At 46.6% G+C, this 26,839-nt stretch carries 23 protein-coding genes; 12 read left to right on the top strand and 11 right to left on the bottom strand.

Annotated elements, in window-relative coordinates; genetic code table 11:
• Positions 1-130: 130 nt before the first annotated feature.
• The gene (gene gyrA / locus FJ444_RS07010) at positions 131-2,812 is read right to left on the bottom strand and encodes a DNA topoisomerase (ATP-hydrolyzing) subunit A (protein WP_140957271.1); all 2,682 of its coding nucleotides are present in this window, start codon (positions 2,810-2,812) and stop codon (positions 131-133) included.
• Between the two features lie 288 nt (positions 2,813-3,100).
• Between gyrA and ubiG the strand changes: the two genes are divergently transcribed.
• The 4 genes from ubiG (at position 3,101) to yfaE (ending at position 8,047) form a co-directional block, all read left to right on the top strand.
• Positions 3,101-3,817 (top strand): bifunctional 2-polyprenyl-6-hydroxyphenol methylase/3-demethylubiquinol 3-O-methyltransferase UbiG, encoded by a 717-nt coding sequence (gene ubiG / locus FJ444_RS07005; protein ID WP_140957270.1) that lies wholly within the window; start codon positions 3,101-3,103, stop codon positions 3,815-3,817.
• A 426-nt stretch (positions 3,818-4,243) separates the two neighbouring features.
• Positions 4,244-6,565 (top strand): class 1a ribonucleoside-diphosphate reductase subunit alpha, encoded by a 2,322-nt coding sequence (nrdA, locus tag FJ444_RS07000; protein WP_140957268.1) that lies wholly within the window; start codon positions 4,244-4,246, stop codon positions 6,563-6,565.
• A 63-nt stretch (positions 6,566-6,628) separates the two neighbouring features.
• The gene (gene nrdB, locus FJ444_RS06995; protein ID WP_140957266.1) at positions 6,629-7,759 is read left to right on the top strand and encodes a class Ia ribonucleoside-diphosphate reductase subunit beta; all 1,131 of its coding nucleotides are present in this window, start codon (positions 6,629-6,631) and stop codon (positions 7,757-7,759) included.
• Positions 7,760-7,762: 3 nt separating this feature from the next.
• Positions 7,763-8,047: a class I ribonucleotide reductase maintenance protein YfaE gene (yfaE, locus tag FJ444_RS06990; RefSeq protein WP_140957264.1), complete on the top strand. Its 285-nt coding sequence runs from the start codon at positions 7,763-7,765 to the stop codon at positions 8,045-8,047.
• 113 nt (positions 8,048-8,160) lie between these two features.
• Here the strand turns inward: yfaE and FJ444_RS06985 are convergent, their stop codons facing one another.
• The 4 genes from FJ444_RS06985 to dapA form a co-directional block, all read right to left on the bottom strand.
• Complete coding sequence (locus FJ444_RS06985; RefSeq protein WP_140957262.1) at positions 8,161-9,012, bottom strand: DMT family transporter; 852 nt, start codon at positions 9,010-9,012, stop codon at positions 8,161-8,163.
• A gap of 83 nt (positions 9,013-9,095) precedes the next feature.
• Positions 9,096-9,809 (bottom strand): phosphoribosylaminoimidazolesuccinocarboxamide synthase, encoded by a 714-nt coding sequence (gene purC, locus FJ444_RS06980; RefSeq protein WP_140957260.1) that lies wholly within the window; start codon positions 9,807-9,809, stop codon positions 9,096-9,098.
• Positions 9,810-9,823: 14 nt separating this feature from the next.
• On the bottom strand, positions 9,824-10,930 hold the full coding sequence (gene bamC / locus FJ444_RS06975) for an outer membrane protein assembly factor BamC (protein ID WP_140957258.1): 1,107 nt from the start codon (positions 10,928-10,930) through the stop codon (positions 9,824-9,826).
• Between the two features lie 9 nt (positions 10,931-10,939).
• A complete protein-coding gene (dapA, locus tag FJ444_RS06970) occupies positions 10,940-11,824 on the bottom strand; it encodes a 4-hydroxy-tetrahydrodipicolinate synthase (RefSeq protein ID WP_140957256.1) in 885 nt (294 codons plus the stop codon).
• Positions 11,825-12,052: 228 nt separating this feature from the next.
• On the opposite strand from dapA, the gene FJ444_RS06965 reads away from it, so the two are divergent.
• The gene (locus FJ444_RS06965; RefSeq protein WP_140957254.1) at positions 12,053-12,586 is read left to right on the top strand and encodes a glycine cleavage system protein R; all 534 of its coding nucleotides are present in this window, start codon (positions 12,053-12,055) and stop codon (positions 12,584-12,586) included.
• A 3-nt stretch (positions 12,587-12,589) separates the two neighbouring features.
• Positions 12,590-13,054, top strand: a complete 465-nt coding sequence (gene bcp / locus FJ444_RS06960; RefSeq protein WP_140957253.1) for a thioredoxin-dependent thiol peroxidase — start codon at positions 12,590-12,592, stop codon at positions 13,052-13,054.
• A 31-nt stretch (positions 13,055-13,085) separates the two neighbouring features.
• Here bcp and FJ444_RS06955 read toward each other — a convergent pair whose 3' ends face one another.
• Both FJ444_RS06955 and FJ444_RS06950 read right to left on the bottom strand, forming a co-directional pair.
• The gene (locus FJ444_RS06955; RefSeq protein ID WP_140957251.1) at positions 13,086-14,519 is read right to left on the bottom strand and encodes a serine hydrolase; all 1,434 of its coding nucleotides are present in this window, start codon (positions 14,517-14,519) and stop codon (positions 13,086-13,088) included.
• Between the two features lie 52 nt (positions 14,520-14,571).
• Positions 14,572-16,110, bottom strand: coding sequence for a sulfotransferase (locus tag FJ444_RS06950; RefSeq protein WP_140957249.1), 1,539 nt, complete (start codon positions 16,108-16,110; stop codon positions 14,572-14,574).
• A gap of 329 nt (positions 16,111-16,439) precedes the next feature.
• On the opposite strand from FJ444_RS06950, the gene FJ444_RS06945 reads away from it, so the two are divergent.
• Positions 16,440-17,321, top strand: a complete 882-nt coding sequence (locus FJ444_RS06945; RefSeq protein ID WP_140957247.1) for a dienelactone hydrolase family protein — start codon at positions 16,440-16,442, stop codon at positions 17,319-17,321.
• A 63-nt stretch (positions 17,322-17,384) separates the two neighbouring features.
• On the opposite strand, the gene FJ444_RS06940 is transcribed toward FJ444_RS06945, so the two are convergent.
• Positions 17,385-18,452 (bottom strand): AI-2E family transporter, encoded by a 1,068-nt coding sequence (locus FJ444_RS06940; protein ID WP_140957245.1) that lies wholly within the window; start codon positions 18,450-18,452, stop codon positions 17,385-17,387.
• Between the two features lie 364 nt (positions 18,453-18,816).
• Between FJ444_RS06940 and FJ444_RS06935 the strand changes: the two genes are divergently transcribed.
• A complete protein-coding gene (locus FJ444_RS06935) occupies positions 18,817-20,289 on the top strand; it encodes a M48 family metalloprotease (protein WP_140957243.1) in 1,473 nt (490 codons plus the stop codon).
• Between the two features lie 11 nt (positions 20,290-20,300).
• Here the strand turns inward: FJ444_RS06935 and FJ444_RS06930 are convergent, their stop codons facing one another.
• On the bottom strand, positions 20,301-20,825 hold the full coding sequence (locus FJ444_RS06930) for a TlpA disulfide reductase family protein (protein WP_140957241.1): 525 nt from the start codon (positions 20,823-20,825) through the stop codon (positions 20,301-20,303).
• Between the two features lie 45 nt (positions 20,826-20,870).
• On the opposite strand from FJ444_RS06930, the gene arsC reads away from it, so the two are divergent.
• Genes arsC through FJ444_RS06910 form a run of 4 tightly spaced genes read left to right on the top strand, consistent with a single transcriptional unit; the run spans position 20,871 to position 24,207 of the window.
• The gene (gene arsC / locus FJ444_RS06925; protein ID WP_140957239.1) at positions 20,871-21,224 is read left to right on the top strand and encodes an arsenate reductase (glutaredoxin); all 354 of its coding nucleotides are present in this window, start codon (positions 20,871-20,873) and stop codon (positions 21,222-21,224) included.
• Positions 21,225-21,830 carry an NAD(P)H:quinone oxidoreductase gene (gene wrbA / locus FJ444_RS06920; protein WP_140957237.1) on the top strand — a complete coding sequence of 202 codons (606 nt, stop codon included), beginning with the start codon at positions 21,225-21,227 and terminating at the stop codon, positions 21,828-21,830.
• A 29-nt stretch (positions 21,831-21,859) separates the two neighbouring features.
• Positions 21,860-22,279: a DUF2069 domain-containing protein gene (locus tag FJ444_RS06915; RefSeq protein WP_140957585.1), complete on the top strand. Its 420-nt coding sequence runs from the start codon at positions 21,860-21,862 to the stop codon at positions 22,277-22,279.
• Positions 22,252-24,207 carry a hypothetical protein gene (locus FJ444_RS06910; protein ID WP_140957235.1) on the top strand — a complete coding sequence of 652 codons (1,956 nt, stop codon included), beginning with the start codon at positions 22,252-22,254 and terminating at the stop codon, positions 24,205-24,207. Before FJ444_RS06915 ends, FJ444_RS06910 begins: the two co-directional genes overlap by 28 nt.
• A 306-nt stretch (positions 24,208-24,513) precedes the next feature.
• On the opposite strand, the gene hda is transcribed toward FJ444_RS06910, so the two are convergent.
• A complete protein-coding gene (gene hda / locus FJ444_RS06905) occupies positions 24,514-25,248 on the bottom strand; it encodes a DnaA regulatory inactivator Hda (protein ID WP_140957234.1) in 735 nt (244 codons plus the stop codon).
• Between the two features lie 3 nt (positions 25,249-25,251).
• On the bottom strand, positions 25,252-26,523 hold the full coding sequence (locus FJ444_RS06900) for a DUF2066 domain-containing protein (RefSeq protein ID WP_181405092.1): 1,272 nt from the start codon (positions 26,521-26,523) through the stop codon (positions 25,252-25,254).
• Positions 26,524-26,839 lie beyond the last annotated feature (316 nt).

Raw genomic sequence — 26,839 nt, 5'->3', positions numbered from 1 at the left:
CTGTTATGGACGTTTGGTATTTTACCTGGGTGATTAAACACTTACTGTGAAATACATACATCCCTGACGGCTAAAAAACAAGCGGCACACAGCCGCTTGTTCACCATTTATATTCCTGTTAAATCAGGATTTATTCGTCTGTCGCAGGCTCATTATTATCACCGTCTGTTGCGGTGTTTGTGGTCTCCAGTGCTTCACCATTTTCGTCAAGCTCTGGCAGAACTTCCTCAACTTCATCAATGCGCTGTAACGCCACTACATGTTCGTCATCAGCGGTGCGAATCAGTCTTACGCCCTGTGTATTCCGACCTACCGTTGATACTTCGCTCACGCGGGTACGCACCAGTGTACCTGCATCGCTAATCAACATAATTTCGTCGTTTTCCTGCACCTGAACTGCACCAACAACCTTGCCGTTACGTTCAGACACTTTTATTGACACTACGCCCTGTGTCGCACGGCTCTTCGCAGGATAATCAGCAAGCGGTGTGCGCTTGCCGTAACCATTTTCAGTGGCAGTCAGGATGGCGCCATCACCATTAGGTACAATCAGTGATACCACTTTCTGGCCTTCCTGAAGCTTGATGCCGCGAACGCCAGTAGCGGTGCGTCCCATAGGACGTAATGCATACAGCTCTTCACCGGTTTCCGGATCAAGTTTCACTTCACCCGTTTCTGAATCACGCAGTTTTTCGTTGAAACGAACCACTTTACCTTCATCAGAGAACAACATGATGTCGTCATCACCGTGTGTGATCGCCACACCAATCAGTTCATCACCATCATTCAGGTTTACCGCAATAATACCGTTACTACGCGGGCGTGAATACTGGGTCAGGCTGGTTTTCTTCACTAAACCATTGGCCGTTGCCATCAAAACAAACTTGTCTTCTTCAAATTCTTTAATTGGCAGAATAGCAGTAATACGCTCATTATCTTCCAACGGCAGAATATTCACTATGGGTCGACCACGGGCATTACGGCTGGCCAGCGGTAACTGATACACTTTCAACCAATACAAACGGCCTCGTGTTGAGAAGCACAGTATATGATCGTGGGTGTTGGCAACCAGTAGTTTTTCAATGAAATCTTCGTCTTTCATCTTAGTTGCAGATTTGCCTTTACCACCGCGACGCTGCGCTTCGTATTCAGTTAGCTTCTGGTACTTCACATAACCTTCGTGAGACAAGGTAACTACCACGTCTTCCTGCTCAATCAGATCTTCGATGTCGATGTCATGGCTGGCCGCAGTGATTTCGGTGCGGCGCTGATCGCCAAATTCTTCACGGATCTTCTCAAGCTCTTCACGAATGACTTCCATCAAACGCTCTGGGCTACCCAGAATGTGCAGTAATTCTGCAATCAGTTCCAGCAGCTGTTTATATTCGTCCAGGATCTTTTCGTGTTCAAGCCCAGTAAGTTTGTGTAAACGTAAATCAAGAATTGCCTGGGCTTGTTGTTCAGTAAGATAGTACTGACCATCGCGAATACCGAATTCCGGTGCTAACCAGTCCGGACGGGCCGCATCGTTTCCGGCGCGTTGCAGCATTTCGGCTACGTCGCCCAATTCCCAGCCTTGTGAAATCAGTCCTTTCTTCGCATCTGCCGGGCTGGACGACGCTTTAATAAGGTCAATTATCGGATCGATATTAGCCAGTGCAATGGCTAATCCTTCAAGGATGTGTGCACGCTCTCTGGCCTTGCGTAATTCAAATACCGTACGACGTGTTACCACTTCACGGCGATGAAGAATAAAGGCTTCCAGTATTTGCTTTAAGTTGAAAACCTTGGGCTGACCGTTGTCCAGCGCCACCATATTAATACCGAAAACTGTTTGTAACTGAGTATTGGTATAAAGATGGTTAAGTAACACTTCCGCAGATTCGTTGCGCTTTACTTCAATGACAATACGCATCCCGTCTTTATCAGACTCATCGCGCAATGCAGAAACGCCTTCGATACGCTTTTCTTTTACCAGCTCGGCGATCTTTTCGATTAATCGCGCTTTATTTACCTGGTAAGGAATTTCGTGAACGATAATGGTTTCTTTACCGTTACTTTCGGTTTCGATTTCAGCACGGGCACGCATGTAAATTTTACCGCGACCGGTGCGATAGGCATCGTCTATCCCTTTACGACCACTGATCATTGCAGCAGTGGGGAAATCCGGGCCTGGAATGTATTCCATTAACTGTTCAATACCCAGAGTTGGGTCTTCAATTAACGCAATACAGCCATTGATAACTTCAGTGAGGTTATGCGGCGGAATGTTAGTGGCCATACCAACCGCGATACCCGACGAACCATTAACCAACAGGTTGGGTACTTTGGTAGGCAATACGGCAGGTATTTGTTCTGTACCATCGTAGTTAGGTACAAAATCCACGGTTTCTTTTTCAAGATCGGCCAGCAATTCATGGGCAATTTTGGCCATGCGCACTTCGGTATAACGCATTGCAGCAGCGGAGTCACCGTCTACCGAACCGAAGTTACCCTGGCCGTCTACCAGCATGTATCTCAACGAGAAAGGCTGCGCCATACGAACGATTGTGTCGTAAACAGCAGAATCACCATGCGGGTGGTACTTACCTATAACGTCACCTACTACACGAGCGGATTTTTTATAAGGCTTGTTAAAATCGTTCTTGAGTTCGTTCATGGCAAACAGCACACGGCGGTGTACTGGTTTTAAACCATCTCTTACGTCAGGCAGCGCTCGCCCAACTATAACGCTCATCGCATAGTCTAGATACGATGTTTTGAGCTCTTCCTCAATGTTAATCGGGAGAATTTCTTTGGCGTTATCAGTCATAAACTGCTTGGTCCCTTATTATAAGTTTCTCGTGGCTGGACGGTAATGCGGCGCCCTTGCGCCATATTTCCCTTCCGGCACGCATTTGGGGTCTCTTGATTAACCAACGAGTCTACCACCCAAAACAGCATTTATGTAGTGATTAATGGCATGGATCGCAGCAAAACGCCTCGAGCGAACATTTTTTGTGCAATTACAAGGCAGCATTGAAATTTAGCCGTGAAGCAACCTTGAATATAAGGTAATGTGCAAACCAACATAGGTTATTTATATGGACTAAACAAACGCATGCCGGTTACTCAAAACGTTGACCAGACTGAAATCGATAAATTCTCTGACATTGCAGAACGATGGTGGGATCCCGAAGGTGAATTTAAGCCGTTACACACGATTAATCCGCTCCGTCTCTCTTATATAGAAGCAGAATGTGATGGTTTGTTTGGCAAACATATCCTGGATGTCGGTTGTGGCGGAGGCATTCTGGCAGAGTCTCTGGCTGCACGGGGTGCAACGGTAACAGGTTTAGACATGGCTGAAGCTTCGCTGGAAATTGCCCGGCTGCACGGTCTGGAGTCGGGTATTAGTGTGGATTATCACTGCGTCAGTGCAGAAGCGTTTGCCGCTGAACACGCTGGGAGTTTTGACGTTGTAACCTGTATGGAGATGCTGGAACACGTACCAGACCCGGCCTCAGTTGTTCAGGCATGTACCCAGTTGGTAAAACCTGGTGGCCACGTCTTTTTCTCTACCCTTAACCGCAATATCAAGTCGTACCTGCTTGGAATTGTTGCGGCTGAATATGTGTTGCAGTGGGTGCCCAAAGGAACACACCAGTATCAGCGCTTTATGAAACCTTCAGAACTAATGAAGATAGCCGATCAGGCCGGCTTGATCCCGCGATCCACAACAGGTATTCACTACGATCTATTTAATCAGCAGTTCCTGTTATCAAATAAAAACATAGATGTAAACTATATCATTCATTGTGAAAAGCCTATCGCCTAACACAATATATAGTGCTATGAAATACCCCATAGCACTATATAGCGGTTTTTTATAAGAGCGCCATTTCTAGAGAAAAATATTTTAAGGCGATCAAAAAAAAACAAAAATGCTTGCATTTATACAAATATTGCCAAGGTAAACGATAAACAGTTAGTCAATACTAACCTGATAATGAGTTGTGTTTGATCGGCGAATTAAGCACCAGATATTGGGTTGCATTAAAGCCAAAACCTCACTATCTTGTGGTTATCCGCTCTTAGTCCAGCTTCAGTTCAGTTGAACATTTGTTTACCTGATCGTCCGGATCATTTGTGGATCGGCAGGATCGTGCAGTGTTCCTTCCGTATGGAAAGCATTTAAAACAATAATTGGGCAATGCATCACCTGCCCCCGCGACAAGCGCTAACAGACAAACGGCCAGTAAAAATGAATAACAATTTATCTGTCACCAAACGCAACGGTGAGAAAGAGCCCATTGATCTAGACAAAATTCATAAAGTCATCACTTGGGCAGCAAAAGGTCTGAAAAACGTTTCTGTTTCACAGGTTGAAATTAAAGCACACATTCAATTCTACGACGGCATTAAAACCGCCGAAATTCACGAAACCCTGATCAAATCTGCCGCTGATTTAATCTCTACCGACGCACCGGACTATCAATATCTGGCAGCCCGTTTGGCCATCTTCCATTTGCGCAAAAAAGCGTTTGGTCAATTTGAGCCACCGGCCCTGTTCAATCACGTGGCCCGCATGGTAGACATGGGTAAATACGACCAGCATCTTCTGCAAGACTACTCGCCAGAAGAATTTGCGGAAATGGATTCGTATATTGACCATTGGCGCGACATGAACTTCAGTTATGCTGCGGTTAAGCAACTGGAAGGAAAATACCTGGTTCAGAACCGCGTTTCCGGTGAGATTTATGAAAGCGCTCAGTTCCTGTACATTTTGGTAGCAGCTTGTCTGTTTGCTAACTACCCAAAATCTACACGTCTTGATTACGTTCGCCGCTTTTATGATGCATCGTCAACGTTCAAGATTTCATTACCAACACCAATTATGGCGGGAGTACGCACTCCAACGCGTCAGTTTAGTTCCTGCGTGTTAATTGAAACGGGTGACAGCCTGGACTCCATTAACGCCACGGCTAGCGCCATTGTTAAATATGTAAGCCAACGTGCCGGTATTGGTGTGAATGCAGGCCGTATCCGTGCGCTGGGCAGTCCAATTCGCGGTGGGGAAGCTTTCCACACGGGTTGTATTCCATTTTACAAATACTTTCAGACAGCGGTTAAAAGTTGCTCGCAAGGCGGTGTGCGCGGTGGTGCTGCTACCCTTTTCTATCCTTTGTGGCACCTGGAAATCGAATCCCTGTTGGTACTGAAGAATAACCGTGGTGTAGAAGAAAACCGCGTACGTCATCTGGACTATGGTGTGCAGTTTAACAAGCTGATGTATCAGCGCATGATGAAAGACGACTACATCACCCTGTTTAGCCCGTCTGACGTGCCAGGATTGTACGACGCATTCTTTGCTGACCAGCCAAAGTTTGAAGAGTTGTATGTAAAATACGAACAAGACGAGTCAATTCGCAAGAAGCGCATTAAGGCAATGGAATTGTTCAGCCTGTTTATGCAGGAGCGCGCAAGCACTGGCCGTATTTATCTGCAAAACGTTGACCACTGTAATACGCACAGCCCGTTTGATCCGGCGGTTGCTCCAGTACGTCAAAGTAACCTGTGTTTGGAAATTGCACTCCCAACCAAGCCGCTTGAGCACGTAAACGACGAAAACGGCGAAATTGCCTTGTGTACGTTATCGGCCTTTAACCTGGGCGCGATTAAATCAGTGGATGAATTTGAAGAGTTGTCTGATTTGGCAGTGCGCGCACTGGATAGTCTGCTGGATTATCAGGATTATCCGGTACCAGCGGCATATAATGCCACCATGAATCGTCGTACTCTGGGTATTGGTGTTATTAACTTCGCCTATTATTTGGCGAAGAATGGCGTGAAGTACTCTGATTTCAGTGCCAATGCGTTGGTTCACCGCACGTTTGAAGCAATGCAGTATTACCTGTTAAAGGCATCGGTGAATCTGGCAAAAGAGAAAGGTGCGTGTCCTAAGTTCAACGAAACGACTTATGCCAAAGGCATTTTGCCAATCGATACGTACAAGAAAGACCTTGATGCCGTATGTAGCGAACCGTTACACATGGATTGGGAAAGTCTGCGTGCTGAAATCGTAGAACACGGTTTACGCAACTCTACTTTATCGGCCCTGATGCCTTCTGAAACCTCATCACAGATTTCGAATGCAACAAATGGTATTGAACCGCCACGCGGCCATATCAGTATTAAGTCGAGCAAAGACGGTGTGCTTAAACAGGTTGTTCCGGAATATGAACGTCTGAAGGACAAGTACGAGTTGCTGTGGGATATTCCATCTAACGACGGGTATCTGCAGTTATGCGGTATTATGCAGAAGTTTATCGATCAAACTATTTCTGCTAACACCAGCTACAACCCGTCTATGTATGAAAACAGTAAAGTGCCAATGCGTTTATTGCTGAAGGATTTGCTAACGGCTTACAAGTTGGGTGTGAAAACACTTTACTATCACAATACCCGTGATGGCGCGGCTGATTCAGCACCGATTGAAAGTAGTCAGGCTGAATCGAAACCACAAGCTCAGGCCGTAGTGGAAACCGAAGATGATGATTGCGCAGGCGGTGCCTGTAAGATTTAAAATAAAAATAATGCCCGGCTAAGATGTCGGGCGATTTTTTGCGCTAGTGAAGTGATTGGAACTATGAAATACACCACCTTTAATCAGGAAAAAACCAACCAGCTTGAAGAACCTATGTTTTTCGGCAAGCCGGTAAACGTTGCCCGCTATGACCAGCAGAAACATTCCATTTTTGAAAAGCTCATCGAAAAGCAGATCAGCTTTTTCTGGCGACCTGAAGAGGTGGACGTAAGCCGTGACCGTGTTGATTTTCAAAAACTAAGCGATCCTGAAAAGCACATTTTCATTTCTAATTTGAAATACCAGACTTTGCTGGACTCTGTTCAGGGGCGCAGTCCAAATATCGCATTTTTACCAATTATTTCCATTCCTGAACTGGAAACCTGGGTTGAGACCTGGTCGTTTTTTGAGACCATTCATTCGCGCTCGTACACCCATATTTTGCGCAACTTATTTGTAGATCCAAGCGAGATATTTGAAGACATCGTAGAAAATGATGAAATCAAGCGCCGTGCAACCGATATCTCCCGCTACTACGACGATTTAATATACGCAACGCAGCTTTGGCAAACCCAAGGCGAAGGTACTTATACGCTCGATGGCGAACCCTACGTGGTTTCTATGCGTGAGCTTAAAAAGAAGCTTTACCTGTGTATGAACTCAGTTAACGCACTTGAAGCTATTCGCTTCTATGTGTCGTTTGCCTGCACATTTGCCTTTGCTGAACGCGAGCTAATGGAAGGTAATTCCAAAATTATTCGTTTGATTGCCCGTGATGAAAACCTGCACCTTACCTCTACTCAGCATATTCTGAATTTGTGGGCAAAAGGCAAAGACGACTCGGAAATGGCTGAGATTGCCGTTGAATGTCAGGACGAAGCCCAGGCTATCTTCCTCAAAGCAGTGGAACAAGAAAAACAGTGGGCAGAATATTTATTCCAACACGGCTCAATGATTGGTTTAAACAAAGAAATTTTGTGTCAGTACGTTGAGTACATTGCGAATCAACGCATGTCAGCCATAGGTATGGGCACGCCGTTTGAGGTGACCAGCAACCCACTGCCATGGATGAACAACTATCTGGTATCAGACAACGTTCAGGTTGCACCACAAGAGTCGGAAATAAGTTCTTACCTGGTTGGTCAGATTGATTCTTCTGTGAGTGAAGATGATTTCGCGGACTTCGAATTATAAGGAATGACCAACAAGGACGATGATCACCGTATCGATGTTATCGATACGGTGTCACAAAAGGTGACAATCACCTCGCAAGCCAACAAAACGCTATTAGAAACCCTGGAATCACATAACATTGACGTACAATTTCATTGTCGGGAAGGGTTTTGTGGTGCTTGCCGAACCAAAATCCTGTCTGGGGAAGTAGATTATACTACTGATCCCCTCGCCTTCATCGACGACGACGAAATCCTGCCCTGTTGTTGTAAACCTATCTCAGATATCACGATAAAAATAGCATTCTGAATGTTGTTATAACCATTCGTATAGAAGTTTACTCAGTCAGCAACAAGCGTTATTAATCAACAACAATGATACAAACCTTTGAAATATATTAGCTATAGATACTGTTTAAGCAACTAACGCTGCGCCTTTACCCATAAAACTAACGCGATCCCTCCCAACACACACAAGGCACTAAACACCATTCGGTACGTAATCGCCTCCTGTAACACGCCCCATCCCATGAGCATGGCTATCACTGGCACCGACAATTGAATGGTAGCCGCTTTTAAAGCCGGCATATGCGGTAATACCGCGTACCAAATGGCATAACCTACACCAGATGCCAACGCGCCTGAAGCAACGGCATAACCTATCCCTGTGGTAGATGAAAAGCTATAAGATAAATCCGGTACAAACATCAGTAAAAGTACCAATGCCATCGGCGCAGCTCTTAAAAAATTGCCAGCGGTCGCGTCTGTGGGTGCGCCTGCTTGTTTTCCCATTACGGAATAGCCGCCCCACGCAATACCTGCAAGTGCCATTAAAAGCGCACTACCAAGTGCTGGCACTGCACTGTTCGGCAATAGCAACATTATTAGCCCGGTAACAGCCAGAGCGAAACCAAACCATTGTATTGCCGTCAGCCGTTCACCTTGAAAAATACCCCACAACAACATAGTGATCTGCACTGAGCCAAATAATACTAAGGCCCCCGCCCCGGCTGTCATCGTTATGTATGCAAACGAAAACGCGCCAGCGTAAATGAACAGGGCCAACGCCATGAGCCAGTTCCCGCGCCGGGGCAGCGATGACTGTGTAACAGCAACGATCACCAGCAACGTGATAGCGCCACTTACTAACCGCCAGGCAGTAAAACTAGCCGGATCGATACTGGTTTCCACCAGTGCCATACGACACAACAGTGAATTGGCAGCAAACGCAAACATGGCGAGTGATGCCAGTACAATTAGTTTTAACCTAGTCACGTAAGTTGTCCTTTATTTCTGGAACACACAGACAAAAAAATACCCGCATAGGCGGGTATTTCAACATAATATTCGTTTAATGATTAAAGTGACAAGCCTAAACGCTCTGCTACTTCAATATAAGTTTCCACTACTGAACCTAAGCCCTGACGGAAACGGTCTTTATCCATCTTTTTACGGGTTTCTTTATCCCATAAGCGACAGCCATCTGGCGTGAATTCATCGCCCAAGACAATGTTACCGGCAGAATCAACACCAAATTCCAGTTTGTAATCCACCAGGATCATGCCTGCTTCATCAAACAAGGCTTTCAGTACATTGTTTACTGCAAACGTTAGTTCTTTCATGCGAGCAATCTGAGCTTCCGTTGCCCAACCAAACGACACAATGTGGTAATCATTTACCATTGGATCGTGCAGCGCGTCGTTTTTCAGGAAGAATTCAAACAAAGGCGGATCCAGTAATTTACCTTCCTCAACGCCTAAACGACGCACCAGAGAACCTGCTGCTACGTTACGAACTACGCATTCTACCGGGATCATCTTCAGTTTTTTAACCAACGACTCGGTGTCCGACAATAACGCTTCAACCTGTGTGGCAATACCTGCTTCTTCAAGTTTGTTCATGATGAAGTGGTTAAACTTATTGTTTACTTCGCCCTTGCGATCCAGCTGTTCAATTTTCTGGCCATCAAACGCCGATGTGTCATTGCGGAAATACAAAATCAGCTTGTTGCTGTCATCGGTCAGGTATACAGTTTTGGCTTTACCACGATAAAGCTCTTCGCGTTTTTCCATTGTGTGTCTCTTAGTTAAATGTCTAGGCCGTCTTCAGTCATTACTTGTTCAAAAGGTTTGAACAGCTTGGTTACCATTTTAGCATCAAATGGTTCACTCTCGTTATTCATAAACGTAATTGACGTTTTCTCGCCCAGATTAGTAATTTTTAAGCGATATTCGTCGTAATCCAGTAGCTGAGACTTGTCTGATGAAAACACATTCTTCCACCAGCTCACGTTTTCATCAGTGTACTGAACAAAAATTAGACCATTTGATTTATCAAGGTCTTTCACGTTAAAGCCCAATTTACGTAATACCAACTGAATACGCGGCCACGCTATGTCGTATTTTGAATCGACTACAAACGCTGGATTACCGTCGGCATCGAAACCCATTTCCATATTTAGGCCCTGGCGAATCAGAGCAATACGCTGATTGGTTTCGAGTTGATTGAGGTATTCATAATGACCAATAACCCGGTTCAACAGAGCAACTTCATCACGACGACGTTGCATAGTCGTTAATTCGCCTAATCCGGTAGTACCCTGTTTAAAATCGAGTAATGACACGGTTAACTGCGCGGTTCTGCCGTGGGGTTTAATATCCAGCGAAAACTGATACTGGCCCTTAGCTGGCGTTTCGGTATCAGATGAAGACCAGTCAAACCAACCACTCTCTTCTTCGCTGGGGTTTAACACCATCCAACCGGTAACCAGTTTCCCTGTGGCAGGGTCGAAGTTCTCAACTGCCACATTGCGATCTTCCAGATACCCAATCAACGAATTCCAGATAGTTTTATCAAGTGTTTCGCTCTCTTTTACCTGATCCAACAACACAGTGGCCCCTTTAGAGCCTTCCTGCACATGAGAACCTGAGACCAAAGGAATAACCAGTGATGGCGGAATAACTTCCAGGTTGCGACCAATTAATTGTTCGCTTTCAGGCTGATTCACTGCGGGAATATCAAAATCGTTACTAAATTCTGGTGAATCCAGGTCTGCGGGTACCTGCAGGTGGGTGCGCTCAGCGGCTTTTACGTAAGCGTAGCTTCCGGACGCGGTCACGCGTTCCTGTTGTGAAGCACAAGCAGTCAGAACAAGGCTGGCAATACTGCTCACCAGAGCCAGTTTTTTATTCATAATTATCTCTTATTCAGAAATGATGGCGTATTCAACTAATAACTCTTCGATGCTTTTTTGGCTCGTAAGTTCCGGTAAAACCATCGGTAATCGCAAAAACGGGCTTTTCATCATGCCCATTTTGAACAATGCCCATTTTGGCATCACTGGATTCGGCTCAATAAACAACGCGGAATGCAGTTTTTCAATACTGGCATTAATGGCGTTACAACGCGCGTAATCACCTGCCAAAGCTGCTTCGCACATCTGCGCGATGGCTTTAGGCACAATATTCGCTGTCACTGAAATAACACCGTGACCGCCTTCACATAAAAATTCTGCTGACGTACCGTCATCGCCACTTAATAAAACAAAGTCTTTATCTACCAGTGCCTGAGTGGCTTTCAAGCGTTCAATACTGCCGGTAGCGTCTTTTAAACCAACGATATTTTTATGCTTTGCCAGTTCCGCTACGGTTTCGGGTAACATGTCGGCTACAGTGCGCCCTGGCACGTTGTACAAAATAACCGGGATATCGGTTGCATCGGCGATCGCGTTAAAATGCGCAATCATGCCTTTTTGCTGTGGTTTATTGTAATAAGGTACCACACTTAAAAAACCATCTATGCCCAAGCCGGCCATTTGCTCACTCAGGAATATGGCTTCGTCAGTGGAGTTGGCGCCACTTCCGGCAATAACTTTGGTTCTGCCAGCAGCAGCGGCTACCGTTTGTTTCACTACTTCAATATGTTCGTCAAATGGCAGAGTAGCGGATTCACCTGTGGTGCCCACAGATACAATACCATGTGTGCCCGCCTGGATATGAAACTCAACCAGTGCATGTAACGCCTCGTAATCGATCTTGCCGTTGTCATGCATCGGTGTAACTAGTGCAACGTAACTACCGGTAAACATAATCTCTCCACTTTTTTCGAGCGCACATGGTAATTGTCACACCGCATAAAAACAAGCATTTGCCGCATTTCAATAGCCATTATTGCGCTAATTTATCCGTTCCCCGGCTATTCTGGTTTTTACACCTAGCTATGTGATGAATATCTATCGTTTTTTATCCTTCAGGGGGCTGTTCGACTTTACCGGGTACTATGATAGAATCTGCGCCCCATAGAGTGAGTCGGGTTTATGAAACAACAATTAATCGCCGTGATATTAGGGACTGATCAGGCCGGTATCCTCAGTGATATTGCCACCTTGGTTAGCGAATCTGAATGCAATATTTTGGACAGCCGTCATGCCATTTACGGGCAGGAGTTTTCTTTGACCATGATCATTGAAGGTTCGCACACGGCGATAACCCGGGTCGAATTAAGTATCCCTGAGCTGTGTCAGCGACGTGATCTGCTGTCTATCCTGAAACGTACTCGGGAACACACCAAACAAAATCTAACCCATTTATACGATGTAGAATTCAATGGTGTGGATAATCCGGGACAGATACTGGCCGTTACGCGATTCTTTGCCGACCAGCACGTGGCCATCAGTGCGTTCAGGCAAACTACCGCAGTAGATGAAAGCACCGGACACAAAATGATGCGCTTCAAGCTGGTTGTTAATATTCCCGACGACGTGCATTTAGCTGAGTTCCAGTATCGTCTGGAGCTGTTGTGTAAGGTGTTACACCTCACTGGCAAAATTGTAGATAAACACAAAGGATAAACCATGAAAACTCTAGTTGCGGGTAATCCCGCACCAGCATTTACACTTCCAGACCAAAACGGTGACAGCATATCTTTGGCGTCATTTGCAGGTAAAAAAGTATTGGTTTACTTCTACCCTAAAGCGATGACTCCCGGTTGTACCGTGCAAGCCCAAGGATTGCGGGATATTCAGCAAGAACTGAAACAACACAATGTAGAAGTACTTGGTGTCAGCCCTGATCCAGTAAAACGTCTGCCTAAGTTTATCGAAAAAGAACAGCTCAACTTTACCTTGTTGTCTGACGAAGACCATGCTGTTGCAGATGCATTCGGCGTGTGGGGCCCGAAGAAATTCATGGGCAGGGAGTTTGACGGTCTCCACCGCGTTAGTTTCTTAATTGATGAAACGGGTAAAATTGAGCAGGTGTTTGACACGTTTAAGACCAAAGATCACCACCTGGTGATACTGAAATACTTAAACGCCTGATTACCCTCTGACAGCGCTAAAAAGCCGGTTTTTACCGGTTTTTTAATGTCTGCAAATCCACACCGTAATTTGTTTCATGGTAATCGCTGTTAAACTCAGCTGATAACGCAAGGGCCTGTCTGAACGTATCTTTTGCGCCGGCAACGTCACCTTTCAAATGAAAAACATACGCCAGGCTATCGAACGCCTGGGGGGCAGTAGGGTAAAAATGCTGTAGAAATCCAATGATGTCTGTTGCAGCGTCAAATTGACCGGCTCGGGCAAGAGACAATCCCGCTTCGTTAATCGCTCGCCCCATAAACCCGGAATAACCCCGATTTTTGTATAGTTCTGCAAACCTCAGTGTAAACTCGGCGGGCTTCAACGCAAGGTACTGTTGATAAACGAAGTGTTTTGCAGGTAACTGAAAAGCGGCGACGGGTTTCTGTTGAATGAACGACATCATACGGTTGGAAATGTGTTCAGCCACCAATTCGTCGCTGTTCGCCAATACAATAATGATAAGTTGCCGCTCGCGAAGTACTTCAACCGCCGCACTCACACCTGTACCACCGCCATAGGCACCATAGTGCGCTGCATCGGAAAAATACCACTTAAACGACCCACTGGATCTGTTTACTAACTGGTCGGTAAAAAATACAGCCCGAAAAAAGCGGTAAACGTCGGTGGCCGTTGCTTCTATACCACCGTCAGGCCCTGAGACCTCTCTGAAATCGGTAGGTTCCAGGGATTGCTCCAGAGAAAATACATAGCGCTCAGACTGGCACTTATCCCCTTCTCTCCTTTGCAACGACGTATGCGTTGCCCCTATTACCGAGAAGATATTCTCATCCAATTGCGTTTTAAACGACTTACCAGTCAATTTTTCGAGTATCGCCCCTAAAAGGATGTAACCATAATTGGAATAACGGTAATCGGTTCCCGGCTCAAATAACAATGGCTTCCCCTTGAGCAGTTCAACCTTCTTTTCCAGCGTATCGAATTGCAAAGGATTATTCATGTACTCGGGAACAAAAATATCTCTAAAGCCCGCCTTATGCTTTAGTAAATGCGCAATGGTGACTTTTTCTGCAATATCAGGATCAATGTTTAGTCCTGATTCGGCAATAGTGGTGTCCAGCGACAACGCGTCCGCCTCTACTTGCTGTAAAACCAGCACCGCAGTATAGATCTTTGCTATCGACCCCAGATTGAAACGTGTGCACGACTCATTTGCCCGTAGTTTGTCAAAATTAGCGTAACCGTAGGATTGCTCAAAAAGGGGAAGATTATCGGCTGCTATGAGCACATTACCTGTAAACCAACCACTTTTTACATATTCATCGGCAACAGAACTGCTTTGTAATACCCGTTGTTTAAACGCATAATCAGAGGATGATTGGTTAGCCGTTTCAAGTGCTGTTGTTTTATGGCTGAATACAATGAGAAGCAGAAAGCCGTATGCACAAGGCCAAAGTGATTTCATTTTATCGTTCCTTCGATACCTACATAGGGCTTACATAAGGCTTAACCAAAGATTAACTGTATTGCTTAACAAACTCACCTAATTGCGTTTCGTAACGCTTCCACTTTTTCACCGCATTGGTGTTAATGGGTTGGCGTACCTGCCACAAACTGGGCGTTTCAACATGATTCGCTGCACCGCGGATTTCGTCTGCTGAAGGCAACTGTCTGCCTAAAAACTGGCCGATATTGTCTACCTGTGCCTGATAATCACTCACCAGTGCCTGATAAGACACATTCAGCACATCATCCTTAAATAAGGCAGACCAATGCGTCATTAAGCGCTGATACTGCTCAAACACAAAAAAGATATCTTTCAGGTCGTTTGTATAAGCAAAATATTGCGAGAACGTCTCAAAGAATACTGACACCGCCACATCCAACGGATCACGCTGCATATTAATGATCTTCGCCTTCGGGAACATCAGCTTAATCAGGCCTACATGGAAAAAATTCGTCGGTACTTTGTTTACGATCAGCTTTCCCGAAAAATTGGCAAACTGCGCAAAATAATCGTTGTAAGCATTACAAGCAGCAGTCCAGTCTATAGGAGCGCCCTGAATTAAAGATTGCGTATACGCCCCACCTTCACGGGTAAATCCCAGTGCATATTCCAATGCTGGCGTTTCGCCACCTGCGTAGTAGTCGTCCACTATAGACAGAATTTGTTCAGCCAGTGTGGTACCCGAACGGGGCATGCCAACAATAAACACATGCTCCTGGGTGTTGTCCGACTGGATAGCCTCTACCCGCGGTGCAGTGAAAGCCTCAATAATGTGGTCAACCTGTTGTTGAAATACCGTTGCGTCAAATTTGGCCACATTCTTATTGAACTGATTGCCCTTTTCAGCGTGTTCCCAGGCCTGGCTATAATCGCCTTGGTCGGAATACGCTTTGCCTAATGCCAGGTGAATACGCGCTTTGGCTTCATCGTCACCACCCTGTGCCAGCGCGTCGAGCAAAGCGGTAAGTGTCTCGTCAGATACCCGTCCACATTTAGCAATGCGAGCAGCGGCGTAACTGTTGCCCGGCTCTTTTGCAAGTACAAGATGAAAATCGCGTATGGCGGAGTCAAAATCGCCTTGCATTGAGGCAATGTTTGCCCTTGTATGCATCAGGTACGGACTTCCTTCTACCACATCGTTAGATTGCGCTAACCAGGCTTGCGCATCGGCAAGTGCCCGGGCATCAATAGCACAATGGCAACGTGCGGCCAGCACTTCCGCATCCCCTTTCAGGTTGTCTGCAACATTAGATGACAACCTCAAACCGGCTTTAAAGCGATTGTGCTGGATGAACATTCTGATAAGGTGCAAAAACTGCTGCTTATCGATGATTTGTTCAGGATGGGCAAGCAGCGTATCTATATATTTTTCAGCGCTCGCGTATTGCTTTTTATTCAATGCAAAGCCAATAAGGTGAGTTAACACCACAGTGTTAGTTGGATATTGCGTGATGAGCTGCAGTAATAGATGCTCTGCCTGTTGCGGCTGGCCTGTCGTTAGCCATTGATGCACCTGAGCTAGCGCCTGTTGAAGGCCTGGTGTATTCATATTGTTATTTTATCCAAGTTGATCTGCCTGCCGCTTCTAATGGTCGGCTGGCAACGGCAGTATAAGGCTTATTTTGACGGTTAGGTCAGATGTGATGTATTTGGTTTATATACCACCCATTACATAAACTAACAGGCACATTACATACGTGTCAGGCGGGTAAAAATAACAGGATGACCATGCGGTTGCAACCATGCCTGTTAAGGGCGCAGGTTACCCCAATCTACCTAATTCTAACGTATAGAATTCATCTTTTATCGGAATCTGCTTGATGATCTGAATGACTTTGCGGCTATTATAAACAACATATTAACCTGGAGCCTTACATCATGTGTGATGAACGAACAGAACGCGATGCTGCACACTATATAAACGAACACGGAAAAATTAACCGCAGACAATTTACTACCCTGCTTGCAATGGGCGCGTTAGGTTCGGCCTTCCCACAATTTGCAATCGGCGATACATCTGTTATCCGCCAGCAAGTTCAGGTGAACACACCCGACGGTAAAGCCGACTGCTTACTGGTAAGCCCTGCTGCGGGCAAACACCCTGCGGTAATTATGTGGCCTGATATAAAAGGTCGTCGCGACGCATTTGACGCCATGGGCAGTCGACTAGCGGCCGAAGGGTATGCCGTGCTGGTGGTAAATCCGTTTTACCGTGATGTGCAAGGTGCGGCACTGCCGGATGGTATAGAGTTTCCAGCGCCGGAAGCCCGGGCAATTCTGAATCCCATGCGGGCAAAACTGGTAAAAGATGCGGTAGTTAGCGACGCTCGGGCGTTTTTCAGTTTTATGGACAGCCAAGCCGTTGTTGATTCAACTAAACCCGGAGCAGTAATGGGATACTGCATGAGTGGTGCCTTTACTATGTTTGCTGCGGCTGCTATGCCGGAGAGAATTGGTGCTATTGCGAGTTATCACGGCGGCGGACTGGCTACCGATAAAGACGACAGCCCGCATTTAACCGTTGAAGCATCAAACGCCGTTGCATTGCATGCCATTGCGGAAAACGATAACGAACGCTCGCCAGAAATGAAACCTCTGCTTATACAAGCCTATGAACAAGCAGGTTTAAGTGCCGACATAGCGGTGTATCCAGGCACGTTACACGGTTGGACACCACCTGATTCAGCGGTGTATAACGAGGTTCAGGCAGAACTTGCCTGGTCTAAAACCCTTATCATGTTTCGCAAAGCCTTGATTTAATGAAGAATTGATTCACTCACATGCCATCAAACCGATGGCATGTGAGTGAAAATAGTTCAGGGATCAGGGTTCTGCTGGCACTTCCGGTGAACTTGACCAGGCAGAAATCACTGCTTTTACCAGCGTTGCCAACGGGATCGCAAAAAATACCCCCCAAAAGCCCCACAAGCCGCCAAAAAACAATACCGCCACTATGATGTACAAGGGGTGTAAACTCACGGCTTCAGAAAACAGTATAGGTACCAGCAAATTACCATCTAACGCCTGAATAATGCCGTAAGCAACCATCAGATACCAGAACTCAGGTGTAATACCCCACTGGAACATCGCAACCACAGCGACCGGAATAGTCACAACGGCGGCGCCGATATACGGAATTAATACCGATAAGCCAACCAGTACACCGAGCAATAACGAGTACCGCAAATCCATAATGGCAAACGTTACACACGACACGGCACCAACGATAATAATTTCGATAACCTTGCCGCGAATATAGTTGGCAATTTGCACATTCATCTCGTTGCCAACCTGCGTTATTAACCTGCGCTCCCGTGGCAACAAGCGGGAAATACTCTCGGTGAAGTACGGCTTGTCTTTCAACATGAAAAACACCATCAGCGGCACTAAAATAAGGTATATGAGTAGAGCCGCAACACTGGCAATAGAGCTAAACGACGCTGACAGCGCTTCCTGTCCAAAATCTACCAGGTGCTGGTTTGCACCTTCCATCATCTCATATATTTGTGAAAACTGAACGTACTCAGGGTATTTGTCGGGCAGCGTCAGTAACCAGTCCTGGGCTTTCTGCCAGATGTTCGGCAACTCCTGAACCAGACTCATGCTCTGCTTGGTTACCACGGGCACCAGGCCAATCAGCAATAAAACCATCACAGACACAAAGCAAAGCAGTACCAGACTGCACGATAACGTGCGCTTCATGCCAATGCGGGTTAACTGTGATACCGGCCAATCGAGCAAGTAAGCTATAACAGCAGCAACAATAACCGGCATCAGCATATTCCCCCAAATCACCAGCACGGCACTGGTGATCAGTATGAGGATCAGCAGCATGGTGGCATCGGGATCGGAAAATTTGCGTTTATACCACCTACCAAAAATACTTAACATGTAGACATCCTATGTAATTCCTTTACGGGTAATCACTTTACTTACGGGCCGGGCTGGCATACATGACCGTGAATTTTTCAACTACGCTAAATTCAACAACACCACAACATGCAGCGGTAAGGGGCGTTACTATACCGGTATATAGTGCCCTGCACTAGGTCTGGTGCGATGAATTCGCAATACTGTCAGACATGACAATTTTACGGTAAGACGCTTGCTTGTATAACAGGCTTGTGTTGTGATCCTATTAGGTTATGTTTGCTTATTAAACAGGCAAATAGCTACTTTTAATTCAGAAAAAAAGGAACTGTCAGGCAAACTGTTGTCCAATAATCAGCAGTATTGGGTGTTTGCCAGGGGAATCATGATTTCATCGCTATTTTTTAGAAGCTCTATCGTTAGTGCAATATTGGTAACGCTTCTGGTTGCCGGTAAAGCCGAGGCGCAAACACTTGGCAGTGACAAAAATACATTGCCTGAAATTGGTGTAGTGGCTTCCGAGGCCCTGACACTCGACAAAGAAATACTGATCGGCGACGCGATCATGCGCCAGATGCGCGGTCAGGCACCAATGATTGGCGATCCCGTAATTAATGAATACATTCAGGATTTGGGTAATCGTTTGGTACTCCAGGCCGACAATACCAAGTTCCCTTTTCAGTTTTTTGTAATTAACAACAACGCAATGAATGCCTTCGCATTCTACGGCGGTCATGTGGGTGTTCACACTGGGATCATCACAGCGGCCGATAACGAAAGTGAATTAGCCTCAGTTCTGGCGCACGAAGTAACACACGTTACCCAGCGTCACCTTGCGCGAAGAGCACTGTCTCAGCAGCGCAGCTCACCGCTTCAGCTTGCCTCAATGTTTGGCAGTATTTTGTTGGCGATGGCTAATCCGGAAGCCGGTATAGCAGCACTTTCTACTACGCAGGCCATGTCAGCCCAAATGGGCATTGATTACACCCGTTCAAACGAACAGGAAGCCGACCGCATTGGTATTGATATTTTGTATTCTGCGGGTTTTGATCCCAAAGCTACTGCCAGCTTTTTTGGCAAAATGGCCGAACAATACCGTACCAGCTCGCGTCCTCCGGAGCGGTTACTGACCCACCCTTTAACAGAAAAGCGGATTGCCGATGCCCGGATCCGAATGGATGGCTATCCCAATGTGAGGCTTCCACCGAGTAAGACATTTCATCTGGCAAAAGCCAGAATTCAGGCTCGCTATCAGTTTAAGCCGGATTACTCTCTGGAGTATTTTCAGGCAATGAATGACACTGGTACCTATTTGATTAAAGAGGCCGCCCAGTATGGTTTGGCCATTGCCCTGTTTGAAAACGAAAAGTACCAGCAAGCTAAAGCAATCAACGACGCGCTATTACTTCAAGACAAAGAGAATTTGTTTTACCTGGATTTAGCCACAGACATTGAGATTGCGCTGGGCAACCCACAAAATGCCATCACTCAATTAGAACATGTGTTGGCGCAAAAGCCGCGCAACAGCGTGGTTGTATTGAACCTGTCTAACGCATTGGTATCAGCCAAGCAATATACACGAGCAATCGAATTACTGCGTGATTACCTGTTGATTCATCCACAGGACGAAATTGCTTATCAAATCCTAACCGATGCTTACAAAGGTGAAAAGTTGTACATGGGAATGCATCAGAGTAAAGCAGAACTGCTAGCGTTATACGGCGCGTATCCCAATGCAATAGACGAATTACAATACGCTTTTAACTTTACTGGCGACAATCACCTGGAAAAGCAGCGCATCAGAGCGCGCATCCAACAGTTCCGCGACGAACAAGAAAAACTGAAGCAAATGCAATAAACGAAGTAGCGCTAGTTTGATGAAAGTGCTGTCAGTAAAGCCTTAAGTCCTGCTTCGGTTTGCTCTCCGTGTAACGTTTGTATCAGCTGCCCGTCGGGTGAAATGATGTAGGTTGTTGGCAATACGCTGGGCATGGGCACAGGTAGGTTTGCAACGTCTGTACTGTTCACCACCGGGAACTGAATGTCCTGCCGGGCAATCATGGCATTCAGTTCTGCTGCTGCTAAATTGTCGTAGCTCACCCCCAGAATTCGCGCCTCACCAGAGCGGTAAAATGCATTTAATTCAGGTAACTCACGTAAACAAGGTGCGCACCATTCGGCGAAATAATTAATCACTGTCCAGGACTCCGATTGCCAGGAATACGCTTTACCGTCTGCCGTGGACAAGGTTACATCGCTACCCGACATTTGGCGCTGCGCAAATACCCCTGCCAGCATGGCAGCCAACGCCAAGACAATCAGAACCGCGGTCTTAATTGATCCTCGTTGTTGCGTTTGTCGTTTAAAATCTGCGACAATTTTCAATTCGTTCAAGCCGATACTCCTTCGCGCTAACAAAACAGGATATGAGAAACGCACATGGCAGAATTAAAAATACTACACAATCCACGCTGTTCAAAGAGCCGTGAAACCTTAGCATTGTTACAGGATAAAGGCTTAACGCCGGAGGTTGTGGAATATTTGAAAGAACCGCTGAACGTAGCCGAGTTAAAAACGCTGTATGTGCAGTTGGGTTTAACTGACGTAACCAGCATGATGCGCGTAAAAGAAGCGGAATACAAAGACGCCGGGTTAGATAACCCATCAACCACAGATGATGAGCGTTTCGCAGCCATGGCTGCGTGTCCCAGATTGATGGAACGTCCAGTGGTAATTAATGGGGGCGTGGCAAAAATTGGCAGGCCGCCTGAGTCGGTACTGGATATTCTGTAAATGGGTCCGGTATTAATTCTGTACTACAGTCGCCACGGTGCTACTGCTGCACTGGCGCGGGCTATTGCATTGGGTGTTGAAGCGACAGGGGCAACCGCCCGGCTTCGCACTGTGCCACCATTAGTAACAATAGAAGAAAACAACGCGCCGCCGGTTGAGCCGGAATCCGGCCCACCGTATGTGACCCTACAGGATTTAAAAGAGTGCAGCGCACTGGCACTGGGCAGTCCCACCCGATTTGGCAATATGGCTGCCGCGCTTAAGCATTTTTTAGACTCAACCAGCAGTTTGTGGCTGGATGGCGCGCTTATTAACAAGCCAGCCTGTGTATTTACCTCGAGCAGCAGTATGCACGGTGGACAGGAAAGCACTTTACTGTCGATGATGCTGCCGCTGCTCCATCATGGCATGGTAATTTGTGGTCTGCCTTACTCTGAACCAGCGTTGCATAGTACAACCGAAGGCGGCACCCCTTACGGCCCAACGCATGTTGCTTTGAGTCAGCATGGTAACCAGTTAACGCAAACGGAAAAACAATTGTGTATCGCGCAAGGCAAGCGTCTTGCTACACTCGCAGCTTCGCTTAATCAAGGTAATGTTGTATGACCTCCAAGGCTCCATCTATGTCCCCAACTATGGCACCTGCCACCAAAAAATTCCGTTATCTGGCACTCGTTTGCACGCTGGCTTTATTTGTTTGGGTAGTGAGTTGGCAACTTATTTTCACAACCACGGAACAGTATTCACTCAAATTCATATTCCTTATTTATGCCCTTCCCTTACTATTACCGATGTGGGGCATTATTAAAGGCAAACCCTATACGCACGCTTGGGCTAACTTCATTGCACTGTATTATTTGATGCATGGTTTTACCGTGTTATACGCGGAACCGGCAGAACGCGGGTTTGCTATTATTGAACTGGTACTGGTAGTTGGCATGTTTACCGGTTGCAGCGTATATGCCCGGCTTCGAGGCAGGGAATTAGGCCTCGGTTTAAAGAAGTTAAAAGAGGAGATGCAAGAAGAATGCGAGCGGTTTTCAAAGCGATCATAAGCACCACTGTTGCGATTAGTTTAACGACGCTGTTGGCTGGATGTGGCGGTGGCGGCGGCAGTAATGCGCCGGGCAACCCAACGACGCCAACACCAGACTTTACCCGGCTAACGCCGTTAAAATCAGAAAATGGTTTATCTGTTTTTGGTAATGACATTATTGATGTGAATGCCTCTGCTGGGTTTGTGGTGCTGGCCGACAATGGTGAGTCACTGACCAACGTGCAGTGGGAACAAACGTCAGGGCCAGCATTAACATTGTTGGCAGATCAATCACAAGCTATTGGTTTCGACGTAACAGAAACCGGTGACTACGCTTTTACCGTATCGGCCACTACCGCAAGTGGTATTTTTCGCACTGTAACCGTGTCATTTACCACCAGTGATAACACCCCCGAAGACACAGTTAATTTGCGACTGGATCATATGGCTACCGAGCGTGGCCGGGTATCCATTCGGGTTGACAGCCCTTCCAATAAAATCATTACCTCAACCCAATGGACCCAAATTGGTGGCCCTGCCCCTGCTGAAATCACCTATCAGGAAGACCGCACCAATGGCCCTATGCGCTCGGCATTTATGGAAGCCCCTGAGGTATCCCGCGACGAAGTGATGGCGTTTCGCGTGACTGCTACTTTTGATGATGGCACTACAGCCAGTGATGACGTGCTGATCGGTGTAAAAGAAGCCAGTATCGTAAACTCGGCGATTTTCACCGATATCGAGATGTACGTTACTACCGATTTACGCCCCTATAATCCGAATACGCCTTATGCAGATGCGCTGTTGGAATGTGTTTACAACAACACAGTAGTGAATAGTTGTTCATTCGACAAACTCCCACTGATTGGCATGGATACCCTGTCACCTACTATCGACACTATTTTAGATCGTACACTTGTCTCTCACGCCTGGATGGGTGAGCGTTTCAGGGAGTTTTTAACTCAGTCTGCGGCGGCAGAGGACATCATAAAATTACTGCGCGGTGTAACTGCCGTTGTTATTTCGTACGATGTACGCCCGTCTTTTTATTGGGTAAGAACCGGTGCGATCTATCTGGATGCCCGCAACTTTTGGCGCACACCACAAGAGCGCGACACCATTAACACTATTCCCGATTACCGCAGTAGTTTTGGTAACGAACTGCAATTTGGCATTTACTGGCGGTACGTGAAAGACGGCGAATACTATTATCCTCAGTCGTCATTAGCGGCCAGCAGCCGACTTTCGAAGAGTTTCGATCAACTGGAAGCATCACTGGCCTGGCTGATGTACCATGAACTGGCTCACGCCAATGATTTCTTTCCCCCCTCAGTTTGGTCAAGTGTTGATTCATCGAGCAATCCATTGAGCCATTTCCAGCGTTACGGTGCACAATCCTCAATAATGTCATCAAACTATCCGTTGCAATCGGCATTACTGGAAGGATTGGCAGATGTATCATTTGGTGGTGAGGATGCAACGACTGCGCAGAAAAATACCACGCCAGCCGAGGTTGCTGATGCGTTCAGTGCTGACATTGCGCCCGCCTATTATGCCTATTACACCGAGCGCGAAGATTACGCTATGTTGTTTGAGCAATTTATGATGCTCTATCGCATGAATGTAAGCGCCGATGTCGCGGTTATTGGCCGAAACAACAACGACGATGCGCTAATCACCTGGGGGCAGCGTCATCGCATTAATCAGGACACACTACAAGTTAGAACGGCATTTGCGGTACAGCGCATCCTGCCCGACCTCAACGTGTCCAGCATTCAGGCGGATTTACCCGATGTTATTCAAATGCCGGCCGGCCAGTCGTGGTTCGATTTGGTTACATTAGACAGTGCCGGAAACCTGCGTTTCCTGACAAGCGGAAAAGAAGCAAACTCCCAAGCAACACTGCCGCCTTTGCAGATTGCAGAGTTTGAGCGTCATTTACACTAGGGCGTCTTGATCTTTGCTGTATAAATTTTGTTCGTTCTAGGTGTTCAGCGATCGCGGCGCATGTTCGCAGGTGCAGTGGTTCTGCATCAAGAGCATGCAACAAAGAGCGGTGGACACCTAGAGCGAACCCTTCGGGCAGCGCCTGTGCAACATTTCTACTGCTTCAGCCCAAGTTCATGTAGATAACTACACTTCACTTGCGCTTAATTGTATAAATATCGCACAGACTGCTGCAAAATCATACAGCAAAGTTCAACACGCACTAGATTAAAATTCAGAGGTAAGCGGGCTATTGGCGTAATGACATTATTCCGATAGCTCGCGCTTCACCAGCGCGACGGAAATTTTCTTTTGTTCCTGTAGCGAGCGTTGATCCAGTCGCTCCAACAACGCCATTAAGCTTGGCAAGTCGCGCTGACTGTGATTCAACAGGTAATGCAGCGCTTGTTCAGACAGATTTAATCCACGTTGTTGCGCTCTGGAACTTAACACTTCAGCACGCTCTTCGTCGGTTAAACCCACTAATTGAAATGTTAACCCGGCACTGAGCCTGGAGCGCAGATCAGGCAATAAAAATTCACTGTGCTGGGGCCCAAGTTGCGAAGCAAAAATCAACAAGCCAACCCCAGTTTCACTCACCCGGTTAATCAAATCGAATACCGCTTCTTCCCAGGCTTCATTGCCACCGATATGCTCAAGGTTATCCAGACAAATCACTGGCAATAATTCCAAAGAATCCAGTACTCTTGGCGATAAGCCTATCAGGTCTGCACAATTGAGGTACACATGTGGAATATCGCGAGCAGCCAGTTGATGACACACAGCATAAAGCAGATGACTTTTGCCCTTGCCATTACCGCTAACCAGATTGATCAACGGAATCGACGCCGCATGTAAAATTGCCAGCGACGGTTCTTCCCGCCAGTTGGGTGAGTGCTCAGCGACACAGGCAAGCAACGTCAGAACCTGTTCATTACCTCCTGCCACAAAACTGGCAAAGGTTTCATCATCAGGCAGAGTTACTGGCAAAGGAAGCTGCATAAATCACTGACTCCAGAAATAATGCATGCCTTCCAGAGGCTGACCAAACGCATCTCTAAGTGGCTGTAAACGGTTATCGAGACTCAACACCGCGCGCAAATCTTTCTCGCTGCCAAGCAGATGTAAGCTAAATGTACTTACTGTACCTTGTTGGCGTACTAAGGTAACGCTTTCGGTAACACTTAACGCTTCTAGATATTGTTGAACGGCAACATAACCACGTAAATCATGCAAATTACCCACAGACAATTCTATACGCTGTTCGCTATTGGCATCGCCAGGCAAAATAGCGTAAGTCTGGCCCAAATGATCGGCATAACGGTTGATTAGTTGTGTTATTAACTCATTAGGCTCGTCGCCAATCAGTGTACCGTGAACAACCTCCGAGGAAGCGCCGTTAAAAGGAACGTAGAAAAAATCCAATGAATAACGGCCTTTCTTTGCTCTGGCTGCCAGGGTTGAAAACTCTTCCTGGGTAAACAACGGGCCGTCGTCGAGTGCAACTGGAGTGATGTGACCTTCCGGCAATGCCAGCAACGCTTCTTGTACGCTTTCCGCCTGTTGCAGGGGTTGCTCCAACCGCGGCTCAATGAAGTCTGATTGTGTTACTGCCGATGTCTCAGGCTCTAATCCGCTCGTATTGGTAGCGTAATCTGTACCCGGTAACACGAAGTCCCGTGTACGATTGCGATAAATGCGGGCACCTAATACAAAATCCACGTTGTATCGTGCGGATGCCAGATTAAGCTGACGAGGAAATAACCCCCAAACGTCAAAGGCGTTAATACGCGCAGCGTCGTCTAAATCCATCAGTGGAAACGTTAACGGTACCCCTCGCACTTCAGCTTCACGCCGAGCGGTAATAGCAAACTCGTTTACCTGTCCATCGCCAGTGATACGCCGCTCGCCTTTGTCATTTTCTGTCGCCAGCCACAACAAGGCATCAGGGCGACGATCTCCCCAAATGGGCAGTCGCTCGCGTTTTAGTACCGTTTCTAATTGTTGGCGGTCGAATTCGGCAACAAAGTATAGCTGACCGTTTTCCTCCGTATAGCGGTAAGCTCTTAAGTACCGATTGGCATCTTCACTGATTGTTTTCAGTGCCTGATAACTACTGATATCACCCTGCCCGGTAAATTTGATCAATAATTGCGTGAGTGCCTGACGGGTAGCTGCGCGCTGCGTACGACTATTGCGATCATCTACTGCCACTTTTGCAGATTGGATGTTAATTGTTGAACTCGCCTGTACAGGCAATAGTATCTGGATCAACATGCTGCCCATTATCAGAACAGCACAACATAACTTTGTTTTAGCAATCATAAACCACTTAAGCAGAACGCTTTCTCCCTATCCCTGAACAGCAACATCTGTTCGGAAGTGAGTGACTTCGAGTAGTGAACAGCAATCGCTTTACTCAACTTTCGACCTTTTTACATTCACTGACTATTTGCAAATCACTTCTGGTACCAACTGGTCAATACAGTGGTGATAATTTTTGTATTGTGAGCTATTTAAATCTGATTTTCACCACAAAAATGAGCATTGTGCTGATCTATCCCGATGCATCTGTACAGAAAACAACCGCTCA

This window comes from Aestuariibacter sp. GS-14 (assembly GCF_006494365.1).
In the GTDB taxonomy this organism is placed as follows: domain Bacteria; phylum Pseudomonadota; class Gammaproteobacteria; order Enterobacterales; family Alteromonadaceae; genus Alteromonas; species Alteromonas mangrovi.
Note: the sequence above shows the minus strand (reverse complement) of the source record. Positions and strands in the feature narration are given on the sequence as shown.